This window comes from Cohnella panacarvi Gsoil 349, from assembly GCF_000515335.1.
In the GTDB taxonomy this organism is placed as follows: domain Bacteria; phylum Bacillota; class Bacilli; order Paenibacillales; family Paenibacillaceae; genus Cohnella; species Cohnella panacarvi.
Genome location: NZ_KI911563.1, coordinates 1,894,752 through 1,914,163 on the forward strand (window position 1 = coordinate 1,894,752; position 19,412 = coordinate 1,914,163).

A 19,412-nucleotide genomic window follows, 5' to 3' on the forward strand; every position below is an offset into this window, starting at 1 on the left:
TCGTCCGCCTCATGTGAGCGAAGCTTTGCGAAGTTCCTCGACCAGCTCGTCGTGAACATGTCCGTTGCTGGCCGCGACGTTCCTTACGCCGAGATGATACGGCTCGCCGGCAACATCCGATAGGCGACCGCCCGCTTCCTCGACGAGCAAAGCCCCGGCGGCGATATCCCAAGCGCTCAGGTTGTACTCCCAGAATCCGCTAAGCCTTCCGGCAGCCACATAGGCGAGATGCAGCGCCGCCGAGCCCCCCATTCGCAGGTTGCGCACTTTCGGGGCGAGCGCCTGAATGCCCTTCAGGTTGGCGGGCAAAGCCACATGCTGCTCCGCCGGAAAACCGGTGGCGATCAGGCTCTGTCCCAGCGTAAGCTCCTGCGACACGCGCATGGAACGGCCGTGAACGTAAGCTCCCTTGCCTCTCTCCGCCACGAACAGCTCGTCTCTGGACGGGTCGTACACGACGCCGACGATCACTTGCCCTCTATGCGCTAGCGCGATAGATACCGAGAAGAACGGGAAGCCGTGCACGAAGTTCGTCGTGCCGTCGACGGGATCCACGATCCACAAGTATTCCTCGTCGCCCATATCCCGAATCGCTTTCGCGGACGCCTCAGGACCCGGTTCCACGCCTTCTTCCCCGAGAAAAGCATGGTGCGGAAAATGCGTGCCGACCAAATTGCGAATCATCCGTTCCGAGCCTTTATCGACTTCGGTCACGAGATCGTGCATCGAATATTTCGTGTCCAATTGCGTAATCGTGCCTAATTTGCTTTGGATCCATTCCCCGGCTTTCGCCGCGCAATTGATCGCGACAGCCGTAAAGCTTTTGCCGCCTATGGCGTTATTCGGCAGGTTGTCGCTCATCCGTCATCCCTCGAATCCTCTTATTCATTATCGCGGTCGATCGTGCATCATACCACTAGCATATACGAAATTACAGCATTGCGGTTGCGATTTAAATAGGAATTTCGAACGTTTTTACATCTCCCGGACGCCTTGAATGATCAGATAGATCGCCATTCCGAGCAAAGTCGCCTGCAACAGCCCGATCAATTGCTTGCCGCTCATCCTCGAAGCGATGACCGCACCTAATCGACCGCCTATGATCGCCCCCGGCATGAGTGCCGCGAACAACAGCCAATCGATGTTGCCGTGCCAAGCGTGAACGCCGCTTCCCAATACGGACGACAGCAAAATCACGAACATCGACGTAGCCGTGGCCACGTGCGGCGGGAATCGGAACAGAATTACCATCAGCGGCACGAACAACGAGCCGCCGCCGATCCCGAACAAGCCGGAGCACAGTCCGACCCCGCAGCCGATGATCAAAGCGAGCGCGACGTTATAGCCATACGTATGCGCGGCGCCGCTGCCGTCGGTGAACGTCCGCTGTACCGACCAATTTACTCGGAGCGGTTTCATCTTCTGCCTGGCGATCATCAGTCCGAACATGACGAACATGAACAGACCGAAAGACAGTTGGAAAGGACCTTGGGCGATTCCGGTCGTCAGTTGCGCCCCGACCATCGCGGACGGACCGCTCGTCGCGAAGAACAGCCAGCCCGTGCGAACATCGACTTTGCCTTGCTTACGGTACGTATAGGTCGCGGACAGCGCCGTGAAGATGAGCACGGCGAGAGACGTGCCGACCGCGATCTGCGTCGTGACGGGATCTCCTACGATCCGCTCTCCAAGCACGACGAGAACCGGTACCATAATAATGCCGCCGCCAAGCCCGACGATGCTGCCGAAGACGGCCGCGACGACTCCGACGACGAATAGAAACAACAGTCCCATGAGGTTTAACACTCCGATGCAAGATTCATTGGTTCATCCTTAAGCTAACATATAACCTACTACCCGTAAACGAAACGATGCATACGCGAACGGAGGCTGCCATTAAGCGACGAAAACCGCCAAGCGGCTTCGCTTAGCGGTTTCAAGGACGGAGGGTAGCATTTAAATACCCACCGTATTATAGCCGTTATCTACGTACAACACTTCGCCGGTGATGCCGCGAGCCCAGTGGCTCATCAAGAACAGCGCGGTGTCGCCGACTTCCGCAGCCTCCGTGTTGCGGCGTAACGGAGCTTTCTCTTCGACTTGCTTGAGGATCGTGTTGAACCCCGCGATTCCTTTGGCCGCGAGCGTGCGGATCGGGCCGGCGGAGATCGCGTTCACGCGAACTTGCTGCGGTCCGAGATCGCTAGCCAAGTAACGAACGGATGCTTCAAGTCCCGCTTTGGCGACGCCCATGACGTTGTAATTCTTAAGCGAGCGCTGGGCGCCGAGATAAGTCAGCGTAACGATGCTGCCGCCCTCCGTCATAAGCGGGTGGAGCCGCTGCGCGACCGCCGTGAGCGAGTATACGCTTATGTCGTGCGCGAGCGCGAAGCCTGCGCGGGACGTATCGACGTATTGGCCGTCGAGCTCCTCGGCTTTCGCGAACGCGATGCAGTGGGCAAGCCCGTGAAGAACGCCTACCTCTTCTTTGAGCCGGTGCGCAAGCCCCCCGATGTCTTCGTCGGAGGCGACGTTGCACAGCAGCGTCAGCGAATTCGGAATCGTATCGGCTAGCTTGCGCACGCGTTCCTCGACCCGCTCGCTTTCGTATGTAAAGATCAGTCTCGCGCCTTGCGACGCAAGCGATTGGGCGATCGCCCAGGCAATGCTCCGTTCGTTCGCGACACCCATAACTACGATATTTTTCCCCTGCAGCAATCCACTCATTCGCTTCATTTCCCCCTCGCCATGAATAGGAAGCGGCGCCCGGCCGGTCACGCTTGGCAAAGACCGAAGCAACGCCCCTGCATTTTCCAACGTAACGTATTTCAGACGGGATTGCAACCGTTGTCCAATCATCGTGTAACCGCTTAACCGAGTATCTCGATGCTTCCCCCTTCAAGGACGCGAATCGGCGCTCCCGAAGCTTCCGCGAGACTTAGGTCTGCCATCAGCTTCACGAGCGCTTCGTCCTTCCGCTTCGCCTCGATCATGACGTCGACCGCCGCCGTCGAGCCCGCGATCGCGTACAGGAATTGCAGCAAAGGCTCCGGGTCGACGTAATCCGCGTGTCCTCTCGGGTCCGTCTCGCTCTTCGGGCTCGAGACGTGGATTTTCGGCGGCAGCCAGCCCGGATCGCCCATTCGTATCCCGTTACGCGCGTTCCACCCCGACCGCTCCCACGTTCGGCGGATCGCCGGCCATAGCTCGTGCGCTTGCTCTTCGCCGGGGTTCACCGCATGATGATGAATATCGAGCACCATCGGAACGCCGACCTCCTCGCTAATTCGAAGCGTCTCGAGCGCGGTGAAAGTCTTATCGTCGTTTTCCAGGGTAATCCGGTGCCTGATTCGGTCTTCCATCGCGTTAAACTGGCTGACGAACCGTTGTCCCGACGTTGTCTTGTCCCCGTAACTGCCGCCCACGTGGATATTGCACGTCGCCCAATCGTCGAGACCCATCAATTCCAGCATTCGGACGTGATAATCGAGCTCGGCGACCGAATTGCGGTACACTTGCTCGCGGGGCGTGCTTAGCACGGTGTAGTGGTCGGGATGGAAAGAAACCCTGATGCCGTGTTCGCGCGCGAAAGAACCGACATCCGCGAACCGCTGCGCGAGCGCAGGGTAGGGATCCCAGTCCTTCAGCCGTTCGTGGGTGACCAGCGGGATGATTTTCGAGGTCATCCGGTAAAGCTTAACGCCCATGTAACGGCAATGCTTAAGCAGCTTGAGCGTGTTGTGCAGGTTCAGCTCGGCGATCTGCACGAGCTTGCGCAAGGCCGCTTCGCGGTCCGCAAGCTTGGAGAACGTAGCCATCGTCATCGTGCGCGAAGGCGAAGCGTCCTCGAGTTGTACCGACATGGCGACGAATCCGAACCTTACGATCATGCTGCCTTACCTCCAAGCTTAGTCGTCTTCCGTACTAAGCTTGCTCTTGTTCGCCGAAAAACATTTCATAAGCGAGCGCGGTCTGAATCTTGGACTCTTCCGGCGTCAGCTTTCGAATGAGCTCCATCTCTACTTGCGTCACTTCTTCGCCTTGGAAGTTCTTCTCCGCGATCGACGCCAGAATGCGCACGATGGCGACCGCCGTGTTGTCCGGCGCGTACGCGATCACCTTCTGCCCCGTCGGGAAAATGCGGTATTGCTTCTTGACCATCTTGCCGCGGCCGTACTCGAGCAATTCGTAAAGCTCGCTGTCCGACTTGAATTTACAGACGGAATTGAATTCGGTTTGGAAGCCCATGGATACATCGTCCCCCTCGGTTCGTTAACGTTGTGAGACCATTATAACCCGCGGCGGTCGCGGATTGCATCTTGTGCGGAGGGGTTTTATGCCCTCGATTGACCCAGGATGTTGTGTAACTGCCTGCATGGAATACAGTTAGCCCTGCGGGTTCGTAATTGCCTTAGCTCGAAGCCTGCATGAAGTACAATTAATTTGGCAACAAAAGAAGATTTCGGTGGATTTGGCGGTCAAGAGATGTATTTCATGCAGGTATTCAGTAGAGATTGGAGTTTCGGAGTAAGTAACTGTACTTGGTGCAGTTGCTGATGTCGCAGCTACGAGGCCTAGTGCAAATCCGTGGTTTCACCGACACAAAGAAGCGCCCCCTAGAATCTCATCGGTTAAACCACGGGTTTAATCCAATGTCCATTCTACGGGGGGCGCTTCGCTTCTTGGCGGCTTAGTTATTCGTAACGGTAACGATTACATCGACAAGAAGTCCAGGACTGTCCTTTAGGGTAACCGTCACGGTGCAGGTTCCCGTCGCGCTACCACGCGAAATCGTAACTTCTCCATATTCGCCGTTCCATGTTACCGTCGCGACATCCGTATCCGAAGATACGGCGTTCACGATTCGCAACGATTCGCCCGAATCCGTCGCGAGCTCGGAGTACGGGTAGGAGAATGTTTGGGAAGTCGTCGTCCCGTTCAAAGCTACGGTAACGTTGTCGATGGCGACCGGCGGATCGTTAGCATCGGAGTATCCGTAGCCGATCTCGCTGCTTTCTCCTTTGCCTGCTTGCGTTCTTGTGAAAAATAGTATTCCGCTGACGTCATTCAGAGTCAGATTACCGATCGTCACGGAGGTTTGACCGCTCGCAACCGTACCTGACCCTAATAATCCGGAACCCGGACTCGAGTACACTTTAATGACGTCCCCTTCGATCAAGCCGGTGATCGTAACCGAATCTTCTTCCGATGGTGCTCTATTGTATATCGCGATTTGCGTATATTCCAACGGCGGAGACACCGATATTTCTACGCTGACCGATTCCCCGTTCCATGCGTGCAATCGATATTTGCCAGGCTGCAGGCCTGCCGTATCCAAAGTTAGCGGCTTATCCACATCGTCCGATGAAACGTCGATTGCCTTTCCTAAGCCGTCCGTAACCGTAGAATCATACACTGTCTGGTTGCCATTCGTCGACTGCGGCACCAAATACACCATCGTAGCCCGGTCAACGCTAAATATCAAATCATCTCCTACATCGATCATAACCGGCAATACTGTATGACTGATCATCGACAGGTTGACGCCTTGGGAAATGGCAGGCGTCATGACATCCGCCGCAAGCACGTTCCCGTTCGTATCTCTCAGAGAGTTGGCCGCTACTTTAAGAATATTGCCGCCTCCCCTGAACTCGTTCTCAAATACGACGAAGAGAGTATCGGAGGAAATGTACAACTGGTCGCCGCTTTGAAGAGAACTAAACGTCGCGCCGTTATCCGTAGAAAAGCTAACTCGCGACTTCAGTTCGTCCATGTCGCTCATGTTGTTGACGATCATCTTGTTGAATATGATAAAAATACTCGAGTTATACCCAATGGCATAATTTCGATAGGCTAGCCCATCACCGTTGGCCGCTAGAATCGTTATCGCGGCCGGAGAAGAAGTATTCCCCGTCCCGTCCGCGGCAACCAATTTCCAATTGCCTATTGCGAGTCCCGCCGTCTGGAACGTAACGGCGGTCGCGGCTTGTGCCGACAGCTTGATTCCGTCGCCATTCTGCACGGCTAGTTCCAGATAAGTCGTCGAAGTGTGCACGATGACGTCTTTCACCAGATAGATCGTCCCCGCTTCGTTGCTGGTGGCGTAAACGGCTTGACCGACCGTTACCATCGAGGGCGAAACCGCAGTCAAAGTGGGCGGCGTCGAATCCGAAGGCGCGCTCGGCGGCGTAACGACGACCGGCGATTGGACCGCCGGCTCGGACGCGGGACGCGATTGTCCGCCGACCGTAATCTGTACGTCACCCTTCACATCTTGACCGAGCTTTACGTTATCTGGTGCTTTGTCCATCTCGACGCCTTCAGCGTTAATTACCGCATTGCCAACCTTGCCTTCGCCCAAAATTTGGGCTGCGGCATTCAAAATCATGTTGAGTACGGAAGCTTCCTTCTGCAGCTTGATCGTACTATCGGCTGCATCGTCGTCGATATTCAAATCTTCGATGCTGCCATCGGGGATGTCGACGATAATGCTCTGCGCAAGTACGTTGACGGTCGAGTATGTTCCCGACAGCCTCACATAGGAATCGGCCGGCAGTTTATCGGATAAGCTTACCGTGTTTACGCTAGCGGTGTTCGCGGATTCGATGTTGGCGCCAGACTGCAGCGTGATCGTTCCGATCTGCGACTGGCCTTCGACAGCGATGCGGACAGCGCCGGTCTGCTTATCGACGACGATGGTCACCATCGCCGTATTTTTGAAATGCACGCTGTTCGCGCCTCCGCCCTGCACGAACGTCGTTCCTGTGACTTTCACGTTATCAACGAACGCGTCTCCGTCGCCGACCGCGCTGCCGACCGTCAAGTTGCCGTTTATTTGCGCGTTTTGCAGCTTGATGCCTGACACATTCAGTACGATCGATTTAGGATAATAAGCTTGTCCTGCCGCAGGACCGATCGTACCCGGTTTGTCGAATACGATCGCATCTGCCTTTACGACCCTGTCCAGCAACGCGACTGCTTCGGCCCTGGTTAAACTCGATTTCGGTTTGAACTTGCCGTTCGCGCCTGCTATCAATCCTTGTTTTTGCAACGCTCCAACCGCACCCAAGCTTGCCTTGTCGATTTCTTCGTTATCTAAGAAAGAAGCGCCCTCCTCGGAAGGCAGCCATAACGCCTTCTGAAGCATGACAGCCGCTTGCTCTCTCGTTACAGATTGGCTAGGCATGAAAACTCCGGCGGAATCTCCGCCGATATAGCCTGCCGCGACGGCTTTGCCGACTTCTCCGGCAAACCAATCGGACTTCCTGACGTCCTTATAAGTGAACTCAGCTTGCTCGGTGTACCCGAGCGAGGAATTGATCAATTTGATCCATTCGGACTTAGAAACCGGCGTATCCGGTTTGAAAGTGCCGTCCTTGTATCCGTTAATAAGTCCTTTGCTTTTCCACGCCGCGATCAACGGCTCTGCCCAGTGTCCTTTTATATCGCTCTTTTGACCCGCTGCAGATGCAAAACTCGAAAAACAAAAAATAAATGCAAGTACGATTAAGCTCCACTTTCTTTTCAACAATGCTTGCACCTCCGGGTTAATCCTGTCTTTAGCAGGGTAATTTTACCATGATAGGTTACAACAATCTACTTAATACGACATTTTTTTACTAATCTTTATTCATTTTATCAACTCTTGCGCAAACCAAAAAAAGAAGAGGCAGTTCCCTAGGTCATTACATCATGACTTTGGGAACTGCCCCTTCTTAACGCTGGCGTGTTATTCATTATCCGTTTCCGTTACTCCCCGCCGCCGTACTCGAGCGACTGCCGCTCGGAGTGGCGCTCGATCGCCAGCCGGATCAGCTCATCCAGCAGTTCGCGATAGGAAAGACCGGTTTCCTTCCACAACAGCGGGTACATGCTGAACGGCGTAAAACCCGGCATCGTGTTCACTTCGTTGATGAACAGCTTCCCGTCGCTGCGGCGCATGAAGAAATCCGCGCGGCACAGGCCGGAGTTGTCGATCGACATGAACGCGCGGATCGCCATCTCGCGTACCGCCTGAGCGGTCTCCTGCGGGATCTCCGCCGGAATGACCATCGCCGACTTGCCGTCGACGTACTTGGCTTTATAATCATAGAATTCATTCGAGCTAACGATTTCGCCGACCACGGAAGCCCGCGGCTCGTCGTTGCCGAGCACGCCGACTTCGATCTCCCTCGCGTCGCAGAACTCTTCGACGATGACTTTGCGGTCGAAACGCAACGCTTCTTCGATCGCCGCGATCAGCTCGTCGCGATCGCGCGCCTTGGATACGCCCACGCTAGAGCCGAGATTAGCCGGTTTAACGAAGCATGGGTAACCAAGCTCTTCGACGTTCGCCAGCACCGCCGCCCGGTTTTTGTTCCATGCGTGACGAATGAAATGACGATAACCGACTTGCGGCAGCCCCGCCTGCGCGAACATCGTCTTCATGGCGACTTTGTCCATGCCGACGGACGATGACAGCACTCCCGAGCCTACGTAAGGAAGTCCCGCCATCTCGAACAGCCCTTGAATCGTGCCGTCTTCGCCGAACGTGCCGTGAAGCAGCGGGAACATGACGTCGATCGTCTTGTCCGCGCCAATGTCGCTAGCCTCATCAACACCGACCACTTCCGTAATCCCCTGCAGCACCGGCAACAACGCGTTCGCGCCTCCACCCTCGCTCAGAGAGCCGGTATCGTCTCCAGCCGCATCCTGATCGGCCGCGGACCGGAACTGCAATTCGGACACCGCGGACGGCGGCGCTGCCAGCGCAAGGCCGGATCTCCATTGCCCCTTGGCGGTAATATAGAAAGGAATGAGTTCATATTTGTCGTAGTCGAATGCTTTGGATACCGCCAGCGCGGTTTGCAACGACACTTCGTGCTCTCCCGAACGTCCTCCGTACACGAGACCGACGCGAATTTTGTTCCCCATAAGGACCTCCGGTTCATCATTCATCAGTAATATGGAAAAAACGGTACTGGGTCCTGTCCGTCCAAGCATACGAATCGCGATAGTCCCAATAACGGTGACGGCTGCTGACCGTATTCGCGTTAACGAGGGGCATCCCGTCCGGCGTGAACGCCGTGACGATCGTATTGTGCTGAAACCGTCCGCTTCCGTCCCAGTCGTAGCAGATAACGTCGCCCAACCGAAGCATATCCGGCCTCGGAACGGCCTCCGCCCGCAAGCCGGAAGCCCGCGGTTGCGACAATTGGTGCTGCAGCGCATGGGCGACCGCCCAGCTGTAGCTCCATTGCTCGACATTATTCTGTCGACCTTTGTACCACCAGCCCGATTCCCTTCTCCCAGTATAGTCCATAGGGATGTCGCCTGCAAAGATACACTGGGAGACGTAATTCGTGCAGTTGACGGCGAACTCCTCGTAAGCTTTATTCGGCTCGTTCCACCATCTTTCCGCATACGCGACCGCCGATTCTCGCCGGTAAGGCGCGTGGCGCCAAACCTGCTCGTAGCCGTCGTCCGTCCCGAGGCTAGAACCGGCATACACACGCGACTTGAAGTTGTGCATGGCGTTCGGATTTATATAAGGAAGCGAAGGCGCGACGGCTTTCTTGTAAGAGTCCGTCCCATGGGCGCGATCATGTCCCGGTTCCGCCTCGATGACGACGTCGACGTCCGGATGCCATTCCGATACAAGGGGCTGCACGGCGTACAGTCTCCAGCTTTGTCCCATCCGCACGAATTTCACGCGCTCGCGGTCGATGCGTTCCTCCTGCCACGGCTGCCCGTTCTGCTCGAACGTCCGCACCGCGTGCAACGCGATGTCCGCAACGGCTTCCGCTTGGTTCGCGCGGTGGCTTTCGATCCGCGTCCGTATTTCGCTGTGCAGCGGTTTGATTCCCGCTCTTCTCTCCCTTATGATCGTCACCCGCATCCGTTTCGCGAGCCGATCCCGCTGTCCGATGTCGGCAATCTGCTTCAGCACGCCCGAGTCTCGGCTCAACGCCGCTTCGTTCATAGTGCTCACGTAACGGAACAACGCATCCTTCCAATCCGCCGCTTTCGACGCTTGATTCGGCACCGCTCATTCCCTCCCGGATGAAGACGTAGGGGCATCCGTACATTTTATGGCCGCCGTCTCGGTTCGATGCCATTTTCCCCGCGGATGAAAGCCCTCCCCCATGCGGCATGATATAGGAATAGGTATGATAACGTCTTTACGTCAAATGACGAAAAGAGTATACTTGTCGTGTAGAGAAATTTTTGAAATCGTGTTTCATTGTATGAAACAAAGCTAGGAGGCGCATGGAATTGTCGAAACTGCCTTATCAAGTCGAAGCAGACCTTCAGTCGACCGGTAAATCCTTCCGGTACTACCGTCTGCAAGCGTTGGAGGAGCAAGGCGTAGGCCCGATCTCCAAACTCCCGTTCTCGATCAAAGTTTTGCTGGAAGCTGCAATCCGTCAGTACGACGGCCGCGGAATTACCCAAGACCACGTCAAGCAATTGGCGAACTGGGCGAATGGCCGCGAAGACAAAGAAATTCCACTCATCCCTGCACGCATCGTCTTGCAGGACTTCACCGGCGTACCGGTCGTCGTAGACCTTGCGGCGATGCGCGAGACGGTTAAGCAAGCCGGCGGCGACCCTAACCGGATTAACCCGCTCGTACCGGTCGATCTCGTCATCGACCACTCCGTCATGGTCGACGCGTTCGGCACGGCCGACGCGCTCAAGACGAATACGGACATCGAATTCGAACGCAATAACGAGCGTTACCGCTTCCTGCGCTGGGCGCAAACGGCGTTCGATAACTTCCGCGCGGTTCCTCCGGGAACGGGTATCGTTCACCAAGTGAACTTGGAATACCTGGCATCCGTTGCCGCAACGAAAACGAAGAACGGCGTAACCGAAGTGTACCCGGATTCCCTCGTCGGAACGGACTCCCACACGACGATGATCAACGGTCTCGGCGTCGTAGGCTGGGGCGTCGGCGGCATCGAAGCCGAGGCGTGCATGCTCGGCCAGCCGCTGTACTTCGTCATGCCTGAAGTTATCGGCTTCAAGCTGACGGGCAAACTCGCGGAAGGCGCTACGGCGACCGACCTCGCGCTCACGGTTACCCAAATGCTCCGCAAAAAAGGCGTCGTAGGAAAATTCGTCGAATTCTTCGGCCCCGGTCTCTCGAACATCGGCCTGGCAGACCGCGCGACGGTTGCCAACATGGCTCCCGAATACGGCGCGACGATCGGCTTCTTCCCGATCGACGAAGAAGCGCTTAACTACATGCGCCTGACGGGCCGCGAAGAAACTCAGATCGAGCTCGTTCGCGACTACTACAAAGCGCAAGGCATGTTCCGCACGGACGCGACACCGGATCCGGTGTTCACCGACATCCTCGAGCTCGACCTGTCTTCGATCGTGCCGAGCCTTGCAGGTCCTAAGCGTCCGCAAGACCGCGTCGAGCTGACGAACATGAAACAAAACTTCAACGACGCGATCCGCAATCCGATCGACAAAGGCGGTTTCGGCCTTTCCGACGACAAGATCGCCCAATCCGTCGAAGTTAAGCATCCGAACGGCCAGACGAGCAAGATGGACACGGGCGCCGTCGTTATCGCGGCGATCACGAGCTGTACGAACACGTCCAACCCTAGCGTTATGGTCGGCGCGGGTCTCGTCGCTAAGAAAGCCGTCGAGCTCGGTTTGAAGAAACCAGGCTACGTCAAGAGTTCCCTTACTCCGGGTTCCCTCGTCGTTACCGACTACCTGGTTAAAGCAGGCCTCTTGCCTTACCTCGAGAAAATCGGCTTCTACGTCGCAGGCTACGGCTGCGCGACTTGTATCGGCAACTCCGGTCCGCTGCCGGACGAAGTCAGCCAAGCGATCGCCGACAACGACATGACGGTGGCCGCGGTGATTTCCGGTAACCGTAACTTCGAAGGCCGCGTTCACGCGCAAGTCAAAGCGAACTATCTCGCTTCGCCTCCGCTTGTCGTCGCGTACGCACTCGCCGGCACGGTCAACATCGACCTGACCAAAGATCCGATCGGCTACGGCGACAACGACAAGCCGGTCTATCTGAAAGATATTTGGCCTACGAACGAAGAAATCCAACAAGCGGTTCAAGCTTCGCTTACGCCAGAGATGTTCCGCGCGAAATACGCGAACGTCTTCACGCAGAACCAACAATGGAACGATATTCCGGTACCTAAAGGCGATCTGTACGAGTGGGACGACAAGTCCACGTACATCGCGAACCCGCCGTTCTTCCAAGGCCTTGCGCCGCAAGCCGGCGATATCGCGAATATTAACGGCGCTCGCGTGCTTGCACTGATGGGCGACTCCGTAACGACCGACCATATCTCGCCTGCCGGCAACATCAAAGTCGACAGCCCTGCGGGCAAATATTTGCTCGAGCATGGCGTCAAGAAAGAAGACTTCAACTCGTACGGCTCCCGCCGCGGTCACCATGAAGTCATGATGCGCGGTACGTTCGCCAACATCCGGATCCGCAACCAAGTGGCTCCCGGCACCGAAGGCGGCGTAACGACTTACTTGCCGACCGACGAAGTGATGTCCATCTACGACGCGTCGATGAAGTATCAAGCGTCCGACACGAACCTCGTCGTTATCGCGGGCAAAGAGTACGGCACCGGAAGCTCCCGCGACTGGGCGGCTAAAGGTACGTTCCTGCTCGGCGTCAAAGCGGTCATCGCCGAAAGCTTCGAGCGCATTCACCGCGCTAACCTGGTCGGCATGGGCGTACTCCCGCTTCAATTCAAAGCGGGCGAATCGTGGAAATCGCTCGGTATCACGGGTCGCGAAACGTTCGAGTTTAACGGCCTTTCCAACGACGTTCAACCAGGCCAGCCGATTACGGTTACCGCTAAGCGCGAAGACGGCACGACCTTCGACTTCACGGCAATCGTACGTCTCGACTCCCTCGTCGACGTCGACTACTACCGCAACAGCGGCATTCTGCAGACGGTTCTCCGTCAAATGCTCGCCAACCAAGCATAATCGTATCTATCGAAGAAGACCTTCCCGTATCCCTTTGGATGCCGGAAGGTCTTCTTTCGTCTAAGCGTTATTTTCGAAAAATACTCTTATATAGGGTATAATGGTACGGACCTCTTCATCGAATCGTAAGTTTAGGAGTGACCTCATTGACATCGAGACCGAAGTCCTCGTTCCGCCGTTCATGGAAGCTGCCGCTCGTCGGCTTGCTGATCGCCTTATACTTGTTCGCCTATCTGAAATCGTGGCCTTACGTCATCACCGGTCCGGGCTCGGCCGATCCCATCCATTCGCGCGTAGAGACCGGCCACAAGCTCGATCAGAAAGGACAGTTCCTGTTCGTTACCGTCTCTTCGCGGTCGAAGCCGAACTTATTCTCGCTGCTATACGCCAAGCTTAACCCGAAGCTCGACATTCAAACCGAGGAGAAGGCGACCGGCGGCAGAACGAATTTAGAAGCTTACCGGAACCTGCTCGCATGGATGCGCGACAGCTCGGAGAATATCGCTATGGTAGCCGCGTACCACGCGATGGGCAAAGAGATCGACTTCGAGGAACAAGGCGTCATCGTCGTCAGCTTCCTTCCCGGCTCCAAGGCGCGCGAGGGCGGCTTGCAGGAAGGCGACATCATTACGCAGATCGACGGGCATAACACGACTAAATTCGAAGATTTCGTCCAATACATATCCGGCAAAAAACCGGGCGACGTCGTCCAAGTGTCCGGAAAACGCGGCGAATCCACGTTCAAGGCGACTTTAACGCTCATTAAGCTGGATGACGGGCGTACCGGCATCGGCTTCCAACGGGATCTCGTGCTGAAGGTGACGCCGCCGGACCCGGTCAAGTTCGATTTCAGCGATATCGGAGGGCCGTCCGCCGGCCTGATGATGGCGCTCGAGATTATATCCCAGCTCACCGAAGAGGACTTGACCAAAGGGTACAAAATCGCGGGCACCGGCACGATCGCCATGGACGGAGCCGTCGGCCAGATCGGCGGCATCAATTACAAATTGATGGCCGCGGACAACGAAAATGCCGACTACTTCCTCGTTCCGTATTCTGGAGACTTCTCAAACTGGAAGCTCGCCGAGGAGACGGTGAAGAAGTACGACCTGTCCCCTAAGCTCGTCAAGGTCGCAACGCTGGACGACGCGGTCAAGTTCCTGAAGGAGCTCCCGGCCAATCCGGAGCCTGCGAAGTGACGTCATTTTGTTTTGAAGCAGTTAGAGTAGAACACGCCGCCAACTCCGTTTCTGGAGTGTGCGGCGTGTTTTTTGTAACATCAAGGGACTAGTTACCCGATTTCCTCGGCTATCTCCCGTTCATGCGTGCCATTCAGGGACTAGTTGCCCGATTTCCTCGGCTATCTCCCGCTCATGCGTGCCATTCAGGGACTAGTTACCCGATTTCCTCGGCTATCTCCCGCTCATGCGTGCCATTTAGTGAGTAGTTACCCGATTTCCTCGGCTATCTCCCGCTCATGCGTGCCATCAAGGGACTAGTTACCCGATTTCCTCGGCTATCTCCCGCTCATGCGTGCCATTTAGTGACTAGTTATCCGATTTCCTCGGCTATCTCCCGTTCATGCGTGCCATTCAGGGACTAGTTACCCGATTTCTTCGGCTATCTCCCGCTCATGTGTGCCATTTAGTGAGTAGTTACCCGATTTCCTCGGCTATCTCCCGCTCATGCGTGCCATTAAGGGACTAGTTACCCGATTTCCTCGGCTATCTCCCGTTCATGCGTGCCATTCAGGGACTAGTTGCCCGATTTCCTCGGCTATCTCCCGTTCATGCGTGCCATTCAGGGACTAGTTACCCGATTTCCTCGGCTATCTCCCGCTCATGTGTGCCATTTAGTGAGTAGTTACCCGATTTCCTCGGCTATCTCCCGTTCATGCGTGCCATTTAGTGAGTAGTTATCCGATTTCCTCGGCTATCTCCCGCTCATGCGTGCCATTTAGTGAGTAGTTACCCGATTTCCTCGGCTATCTCCCGTTCATGCGTGCCATTTAGGGACTAGTTACCTGATTTCCTCGGCTATCTCCCGCTCATGCGTGCCGGCCCGGACTGCCCCTCGCTCGCGCCGGCGCTAACCTAGCAGCGCGCCCATTCGTCTTGCCGCTTCCATGATCGCGGGAGCGTGCTCGTGCATGATGTCCGGCGTGAGCCGGTTGGACGGGCCGGACACCGCGAGCGCGGCGACCAGCTTGCCCGAGCGATTGAAGATCGGCGCCGCCACGGCCGCAGCCCCTGGCTCGCGCTCCTCGAAGCTCGTCGCGTAGCCGGCGGCCAAGATCTCGTCAAGCTGCCGCACGATCGCTTGACGCTGCAGTCCGGCCGGCCAAGCCGGATCGGACATGACGAGGCTGCGCACGCCGGGCTCGTCGAAGGCGAGCAGCACTTTGCTCGACGCGCCGACCGACAGCGGCAAGCGCGCGCCGACCGAGGCTACGCGGCGGATCGCTTGCGTGCTCTGCACCGCTTGGATTCTGACCCGCTCCATACGGTCGCGCACGTACAAGCTGACCGTCTCGCCAAGCTCGTCCCGCAGCCGCTCCATCTCCGGCAGCAGCATGACCGAAGGATCGTCCGACCGCGAGAGATGCGCCGACAGCTCGAGCACGCTTAAGCCGAGCCGGTATTTGTCCGTCGCCGCGTCCCGCTTGACGAAGCCCTTCGCTTCCAACGTCGCTAACAAACGGAATACGGTACTTTTATGAAGGCTGACGCGACCGGCGATCTCCGTTAATCCCCACTCGCTGCCCGAAACGAAACAGAGCAACACGTCGAGAGCCCGTTCAACGGCTCTAACCGTCTTTTTGTCCTCCTCCATCCTCACCGTACCTCCTTTAATTGTTTCATTCAGTGAAACCCTGTTACGCCTAGTATAACACCTATCCTGGTCCGCGTAAATGTTGGAAGCGCTTTATTACAATTTCGTTACGGCGTTTTTACAAGTGGGCGCGTCTCATTGACGCTTGGATGCCGGCGATCTACGATGAGAATATACTCATTATGTAAGCGTATGCAAAGAGAGGCGATCACTCATGACGACGATGTCGACACCCCTACCTCTCGGAGGCGCCGGATCGCTTCCCGCACCGGCCATCCCAGCCGTTCGACGGCGCGCCTATCGCGTATGGCGCACCGCGTTCAAAGTTGCTCTCATCTCTCTAAGTTGTATTCTAGCAATTCTATTCTCCCTTCATGCCTATGTCGCATATAAGCTTGCGCGCCCGCCCGTCGCTCCGCTTGCTTCGAACCCTATGCTGGCCGTGCAGCTCGAATATGCCGAGGTGACTTTCCCGAGCGCCGACGGCAAGACGTTAGTCGACGGTTGGTGGATTCCTTCGGCGGACAGCCGCCAAACGGTCGTGCTCAGCCACGGCTACGGCACGAACCGCGAAGAAGCTTGGGTACCGATGTACGGACTTGCCTCTCTCCTCCACGAACGCAACTATAACGTGCTCATGTTCGATTACGGGTTCGCCAGCACGACCCATTACTCCCCGGCGACCGGAGGCCTGTCCGAATCCGACCAGCTAATCGGAGCTATACGGTATGCCCGTTCGCAGCAAAGCGACGAGCTCATCGTATGGGGATTCTCGATGGGAGCAGGGACGGCGCTGCAAGCCGCGCTCAAGTCGGAGCCCGTCGACGCGATGATCCTGGACAGCACGTTTCTGCCGGACGGCGAAACGCTGTATTATAATCTGCGCCAACAGATCAACGTGCCGAAAGATCCGTCCGTCTCGCTCATCCGCCTGTTTTTCCCGCTCATGAGCGGTTTCTCGCTGGCCGATATCCCTTCCGCGAAGGTGCAGAATACCGCGTATGATTTTCCGATCTTCCTGATCCACGGCACCGCGGACGACAAAGCGCCGACTTATCTCGCCGAGAATATCGCCCGCTCCCAGACGAACGAGCTATCGCGGTTATGGATCGTTCAAGATGCGATCCACGAAATGATCTTCCGCACGCATACCGATGAATATGTCGCGCGCACGACCGCGTTCCTGGACGAAGTGGGCGCCGCATCCGCGGCAAAAGCCGTCCATTCGGCCATATAGCGAGCATAAGCCCCCCCTCCCGTGCATACGTTGGGTAAGAAGACGACCTTACGCGACGTACGAGGAGGGGTTATATTTATGTTGCCGACGAACGGCGATCGATTGCCGCTGCGAATGTTGGACGACATTGCGGCCAGCAAAGCCCGGGAGCAGGAGCATGCGGCTGCCATCAGACAGCTCATCCCCGAACTGGAGCCGCCATATGCGCAGTTGCTCCGGGAGTGGGAGCAAGCGTTCGCCTGGACGCGAGAGCTCGTGAATCAGACGAAACAAGAGCTGCGAAACGCGGGCAACAACCGCGCGGACGAAGCGTACGGTTCCTGGAACGTTCGATTGCCGCAGTTCGTGCAGAGCGCCTTGCACCAGTCTCAGGCGTTCGCCCAGCATCTACGGCTGCTGCAAGCCCACAGCGTTGCCATTCGTTCCTTGCCCGAGCATGCTTTGCCCCGCATCGACGAAGCATCCGCCGACACGCCGGAAGGCTATGAAGGACCGGAGCCCGCGGATAGTCCGATCCGCCCCGCATCGCCCGAACCGATGGTCCAGGCGAACGCAGGCGCGTTGTCTCCCTACGCCGTTCCGATCGGCGGCCATGCGCTCCCTCCTCTTCCTTATTCGTATAAGGCGCTCGAGCCATGGATCGACGAAAGAACGATGAAAATCCATCACGACAAGCACCATCAAAGTTACGTGGACGGCTTGAACAAAGCGGAGGTCAAGTTGGCGGAAGCCCGCAAATCCGGAGATTTCGATCTCGTGAAGCATTGGGAGAGAGAGCTTGCGTTCAATGGGGCCGGTCACTACTTGCACACGATTTTCTGGGATGCGATGTCGCCCAAAGGCGGTGGAAAACCGTCCGGTCTGCTTCTACAGGATATCGAGCGCAGCTTCGGAAGCTTCGACGCGTTCAAAAAGCAGTTCGCGGAGGCGGCGAATAAAGTCGAGGGCGGGGGATGGGCGATTCTCGTCTGGAGCCCGAGAAGCCATCGTCTCGAGATCTTAACGGCGGAGAAGCATCAGAACTTGTCCCAGTGGGATGCCGTCCCGCTGTTGCCGCTAGATGTCTGGGAGCATGCCTACTACCTGAAACATCAGAACGAACGGGCCGCTTATATTAAGGATTGGTGGAACATCGTCAATTGGCCGTACGTGGCGCTGAGGCATCAAGAAGCGATGAAGCTGCAATGGATTCCGTTCTGATCCGCAATGAAACAAGGGGCCTTCCCTGCGGTCATATTCGACCGCGCGGAAAGCCCCTTGACGATTATAGGCTCCAGTCCAGCTTCACTTCGCTGCCGGTACGGGAAGATTCGTAGATCGCGTCGATGATCAGGTTGCTGCGCAACCCGGTTTCAGCGGACGTCCAAGGCGTCTTGCCTTCGCGGACGCATTCGAGGAAGTGGCGGCTGAGGCGAACGCGCGCGCCTTCGTCTTCCGCCGGCGGTTGCAGCTCGATGTCGACCGTCTCGTCGAAGCGCTCGGTCAGGAATTTGCCGGCGCTGCCGCGCAGCATGGCGCCGCCGTCAGAACCCATCAGATGCAGGAACGGCGAGCTGTCGGTGTCCATATGAACCGCCCAGCTGACTTCAAGCGTCAACGAAGTTCCGTTGTCCATCTTGATGATGGCCGTCGCCAAGTCCTCGACGTCGTAGATGCCGTTCCAGTCCGGCTTGCCCCAGTTGCCGATCCCTTTCTTGCGCGGGCCGAATTCCGCGTATGTGGAGCCGTATACGGATACGGGCTTAGGTTCTCCCATCAGGAAGAAAGCAAGGTCGAGCATATGAACGCCGATATCGATGAGCGGCCCGCCGCCGGATTGCGAATGCTGCGTGAACCACGTTCCCCAGCCCGGAATGCCTTTGCGGCGGTACCATCCGGTTTTGGCCGTGTAGATGTTGCCGAGCTCGCCGCGTTCGACTTGGCTTTTGACTTGCAGCGCGAGCGGCTCCCAGCGCATTTGGTGCGCGACCATGACGGTTTTGCCCGTGCGCTTCTGGGCGCGTACGATTTCTTTGGCCGCTTCGGAATCGAGGCCCATCGGCTTCTCGACCAGAACGTGTTTGCCATGCTCCAGCGCCAGAATCGTAAGCGGCGCGTGCGCGGAGTTAGGAACGGCGACGATAACCGCGTCCACGTCCTCGCGGCGAATAAGCTCTTCCGGAGAAGGAGATACGACGGCGATGCCGTATTGCTGGGCTCTCTGCTCCGCGAGCGGCAAGTACGTATCCGTAATCGCCACGAACTCGCAATCGTCCTTCAGTTCGCCGAATTCCTGCAGATGCACGTTGCCGATGTTGCCCGCGCCGATCAAGCCGAGGCGGAGTTTGCCTGCTTTAGACATAGGATTCGTTTCCTCCAATGATTATCGTTAGTACAA

The 19,412-nt window shown here is 56.8% G+C and carries 14 protein-coding genes; 4 read left to right on the forward strand and 10 right to left on the reverse strand.

What is annotated here, in order from left to right; all coding sequences use genetic code 11:
• Positions 1-9: 9 nt before the first annotated feature.
• The 8 genes from COHPA_RS0109120 to COHPA_RS0109155 all read right to left on the reverse strand — a co-directional run bounded on the left by COHPA_RS0109120 (position 10) and on the right by COHPA_RS0109155 (position 10,024).
• Positions 10-861, reverse strand: a complete 852-nt coding sequence (locus COHPA_RS0109120) for an inositol monophosphatase family protein (protein ID WP_027085869.1) — start codon at positions 859-861, stop codon at positions 10-12.
• A 114-nt stretch (positions 862-975) separates the two neighbouring features.
• Complete coding sequence (locus COHPA_RS0109125) at positions 976-1,794, reverse strand: sulfite exporter TauE/SafE family protein (RefSeq protein ID WP_027085870.1); 819 nt, start codon at positions 1,792-1,794, stop codon at positions 976-978.
• Positions 1,795-1,956: 162 nt separating this feature from the next.
• Positions 1,957-2,727, reverse strand: coding sequence for an enoyl-ACP reductase FabI (gene fabI / locus COHPA_RS0109130; protein ID WP_035120466.1), 771 nt, complete (start codon positions 2,725-2,727; stop codon positions 1,957-1,959).
• A 143-nt stretch (positions 2,728-2,870) separates the two neighbouring features.
• The gene (gene uvsE, locus COHPA_RS0109135; RefSeq protein WP_027085872.1) at positions 2,871-3,890 is read right to left on the reverse strand and encodes a UV DNA damage repair endonuclease UvsE; all 1,020 of its coding nucleotides are present in this window, start codon (positions 3,888-3,890) and stop codon (positions 2,871-2,873) included.
• Between the two features lie 34 nt (positions 3,891-3,924).
• Positions 3,925-4,248, reverse strand: a complete 324-nt coding sequence (locus COHPA_RS0109140; RefSeq protein ID WP_027085873.1) for a hypothetical protein — start codon at positions 4,246-4,248, stop codon at positions 3,925-3,927.
• A gap of 442 nt (positions 4,249-4,690) precedes the next feature.
• Entirely contained in the window at positions 4,691-7,540 is a 2,850-nt protein-coding gene (locus COHPA_RS24315) for an S-layer homology domain-containing protein (protein WP_084760520.1), read from the reverse strand.
• Between the two features lie 209 nt (positions 7,541-7,749).
• Positions 7,750-8,913 (reverse strand): D-alanine--D-alanine ligase, encoded by a 1,164-nt coding sequence (locus tag COHPA_RS0109150; RefSeq protein WP_027085875.1) that lies wholly within the window; start codon positions 8,911-8,913, stop codon positions 7,750-7,752.
• A 16-nt stretch (positions 8,914-8,929) separates the two neighbouring features.
• Complete coding sequence (locus COHPA_RS0109155; protein ID WP_027085876.1) at positions 8,930-10,024, reverse strand: amidase domain-containing protein; 1,095 nt, start codon at positions 10,022-10,024, stop codon at positions 8,930-8,932.
• 224 nt (positions 10,025-10,248) lie between these two features.
• On the opposite strand from COHPA_RS0109155, the gene acnA reads away from it, so the two are divergent.
• Both acnA and COHPA_RS0109165 read left to right on the forward strand, forming a co-directional pair.
• Entirely contained in the window at positions 10,249-12,966 is a 2,718-nt protein-coding gene (acnA, locus tag COHPA_RS0109160; protein ID WP_027085877.1) for an aconitate hydratase AcnA, read from the forward strand.
• Positions 12,967-13,112: 146 nt separating this feature from the next.
• Positions 13,113-14,165, forward strand: coding sequence for a SepM family pheromone-processing serine protease (locus COHPA_RS0109165; RefSeq protein WP_027085878.1), 1,053 nt, complete (start codon positions 13,113-13,115; stop codon positions 14,163-14,165).
• An 889-nt stretch (positions 14,166-15,054) separates the two neighbouring features.
• Here COHPA_RS0109165 and COHPA_RS0109170 read toward each other — a convergent pair.
• Positions 15,055-15,798, reverse strand: a complete 744-nt coding sequence (locus COHPA_RS0109170) for an IclR family transcriptional regulator (RefSeq protein WP_027085879.1) — start codon at positions 15,796-15,798, stop codon at positions 15,055-15,057.
• A 214-nt stretch (positions 15,799-16,012) separates the two neighbouring features.
• On the opposite strand from COHPA_RS0109170, the gene COHPA_RS0109175 reads away from it, so the two are divergent.
• Together COHPA_RS0109175 and COHPA_RS0109180 are read left to right on the forward strand one after the other, a co-directional pair.
• Positions 16,013-17,035: an alpha/beta hydrolase gene (locus tag COHPA_RS0109175; RefSeq protein WP_027085880.1), complete on the forward strand. Its 1,023-nt coding sequence runs from the start codon at positions 16,013-16,015 to the stop codon at positions 17,033-17,035.
• Positions 17,036-17,113: 78 nt separating this feature from the next.
• Positions 17,114-18,235 (forward strand): Fe-Mn family superoxide dismutase, encoded by a 1,122-nt coding sequence (locus tag COHPA_RS0109180; protein ID WP_027085881.1) that lies wholly within the window; start codon positions 17,114-17,116, stop codon positions 18,233-18,235.
• A gap of 64 nt (positions 18,236-18,299) precedes the next feature.
• On the opposite strand, the gene COHPA_RS0109185 is transcribed toward COHPA_RS0109180, so the two are convergent.
• Positions 18,300-19,376 (reverse strand): Gfo/Idh/MocA family protein, encoded by a 1,077-nt coding sequence (locus COHPA_RS0109185; RefSeq protein WP_027085882.1) that lies wholly within the window; start codon positions 19,374-19,376, stop codon positions 18,300-18,302.
• Positions 19,377-19,412: the final 36 nt, after the last annotated feature.

Bases quoted from the DNA above. Each gene is read 5' to 3' on its own strand.
- COHPA_RS0109120 (WP_027085869.1), bottom strand. From the start codon at position 861: ATGAGCGACAACCTGCCGAATAACGCCATAGGCGGCAAAAGCTTTACG.
- COHPA_RS0109125 (WP_027085870.1), bottom strand. From the start codon at position 1,794: ATGGGACTGTTGTTTCTATTCGTCGTCGGAGTCGTCGCGGCCGTCTTC.
- fabI (WP_035120466.1), bottom strand. From the start codon at position 2,727: ATGAGTGGATTGCTGCAGGGGAAAAATATCGTAGTTATGGGTGTCGCG.
- uvsE (WP_027085872.1), bottom strand. From the start codon at position 3,890: ATGATCGTAAGGTTCGGATTCGTCGCCATGTCGGTACAACTCGAGGAC.
- COHPA_RS0109140 (WP_027085873.1), bottom strand. From the start codon at position 4,248: ATGGGCTTCCAAACCGAATTCAATTCCGTCTGTAAATTCAAGTCGGAC.
- COHPA_RS0109150 (WP_027085875.1), bottom strand. From the start codon at position 8,913: ATGGGGAACAAAATTCGCGTCGGTCTCGTGTACGGAGGACGTTCGGGA.
- acnA (WP_027085877.1), top strand. From the start codon at position 10,249: ATGGAATTGTCGAAACTGCCTTATCAAGTCGAAGCAGACCTTCAGTCG.
- COHPA_RS0109170 (WP_027085879.1), bottom strand. From the start codon at position 15,798: ATGGAGGAGGACAAAAAGACGGTTAGAGCCGTTGAACGGGCTCTCGAC.
- COHPA_RS0109175 (WP_027085880.1), top strand. From the start codon at position 16,013: ATGACGACGATGTCGACACCCCTACCTCTCGGAGGCGCCGGATCGCTT.
- COHPA_RS0109180 (WP_027085881.1), top strand. From the start codon at position 17,114: ATGTTGCCGACGAACGGCGATCGATTGCCGCTGCGAATGTTGGACGAC.
- COHPA_RS0109185 (WP_027085882.1), bottom strand. From the start codon at position 19,376: ATGTCTAAAGCAGGCAAACTCCGCCTCGGCTTGATCGGCGCGGGCAAC.